1 protein-coding gene is annotated in these 1,824 nt (G+C 72.8%); it reads left to right on the top strand.

Annotated features, from left to right (window positions below; genetic code table 11):
• The coding region (locus MXD58_RS26815) for a peptidoglycan D,D-transpeptidase FtsI family protein (RefSeq protein ID WP_250610596.1) at window positions 1-1,778 on the top strand (1,778 nt) is incomplete at its 5' end.
• Window positions 1,779-1,824 lie beyond the last annotated feature (46 nt).

Raw genomic sequence — 1,824 nt, 5'->3', positions numbered from 1 at the left:
GCCGGCGGCCGCCGAGGCCCCTGCTGGCGCGCAGCTACCGGCTGGGCAGCCCGCGGCGGCGCGTCCGGGTGGCGATCGTGCTCATGTGCGTGCTGCTGGGCATCCTCGCCGTGCGGCTGACACAGCTCCAGGGGATCTCGGCGTCGGCGTACGCCGCCCAGGCGCAGGCCCAACGGCTGCGCACGATCGTGCTGCCGGCGGCGCGCGGCGCCATCACCGACCGCTCCGGACACACCCTCGCCCAGCACGTCGAACTGCGCGCCGTCTACGCGAACCCGTCTAACGTCAAGGACATCCGCGCCACCGCGGCCAAGCTCGCCTCGCTGCTGAACGTTCCCGTCGACACACTGGCGCAGCGGATGACCACCGACCCGAAGAAGAACATCAAGTTCGTCTACCTGGCCCGTGGCCTCACCCCGGACATCGGGGACAGGGTCACCGACCTGGAGCTGCGGGGCATCGGTATCACCGAGGAACGCGGCCGGGCGTATCCGGGCGGTCCATTGGCCTCGAACGTCGTCGGGTTCATGCGGCAGGGCGATGGCGACGTGCTCCAGGGCGCCGGCGGCCTGGAGCTGCAGTACGACTCGGTGCTGCGCGGCACCGACGGCAAGCGCCGGCTGCTCGCCAACCCGGAGGGCCTGGAGATCCCCTCGGGGCACACCACGCAGAAGGACCCGAAGCCGGGCTCGGCGCTGCGGCTCACCCTGGACCGGGACATCCAGTGGAACGCCCAGCAGGCCATCGCCGAGGCGGTGCGGGACTCCGAGGCCGACGGTGGCTCCGTCGTCGTGATGGTCCCCCGCACGGGTGACCTGCTGGCGATGGCCGACGCGCCCAGCTTCGACCCGAACAGGATCACCCCGCAGGACACCGCGGCGCTGGGCAACCGGGCGACGCGGGACGCCTACGAACCCGGCAGCGTCAACAAGGTGATCACGATGGCCGCGGCGCTGGACCGCGGGGAGATCACCGAGCAGACACCGATCACCGTCCCGCCGTCCATCGTCCGCGGTGGCGTGCACATCGAGGACGCGGAGAATCACGGCGTCGAGAACCTCACCACGGCGGGGGTCCTGGCCCGCTCCAGCAACATCGGCACCGTGGAGATCGCCGACCGGGTCGGTCGCGGCGCGCTGGAGCAGGCGCTGCGGGCCTTCGGCCTCGGCGCGCGGACCGGCCTGGGCTTCCCCGGTGAGGGCGCCGGCCTGCTTCCGCCGTCGAAGGACTGGTCCGGCAGCCAGGCGGCGACGATCTCCTACGGGCAGGGCATGTCGGCCACGGCGCTGCAGATGGCCTCGGTGTACGCGACCATCGCCAACGGCGGCGTGCGGGTCGCTCCGCGCCTCGTCGACGCCGTCACCGGTCCGGACGGCGTGGTCACGACGACCCCGCAGGCGCCGGGACGGCGGGTGGTCAGCGCGCAGACGGCGTCGACGTTGACCCGGATGCTCGAAGCGGTCGCGTCGAACGAGGGCACCGCGCCGCTCGCGGAGGTCCCCGGCTACCGGGTGGCCGGCAAGACCGGCACCGCGAACCGGCCCGACCCGGTCAAGGGCGGCTACGAGGGCTACACCGCGTCGTTCATCGGGTTCGCCCCCGCGGACAACCCGCGGGTCGTCGTGGAGGTCGTGCTCGACAACCCGAAGAAGGGGTATTTCGGCGGCCAGGTCGCGGCCCCGGTGTTCCAGAAGGTGATGAGCTTCGCGCTGACCACCCTCGGTGTGCCGCAGCCGACGACCAAGCCCGCCCCACTCGTTCTGGACCTCGACAAATAGCCGCCGGCCCGCCGCCCGCCCCGGTGGCCGACCCCCGCACCCGGCG

Source organism: Frankia sp. AgKG'84/4 (assembly GCF_023242965.2).
Lineage (GTDB): Bacteria > Actinomycetota > Actinomycetes > Frankiales > Frankiaceae > Frankia.
Note: the sequence above shows the minus strand (reverse complement) of the source record. Positions and strands in the feature narration are given on the sequence as shown.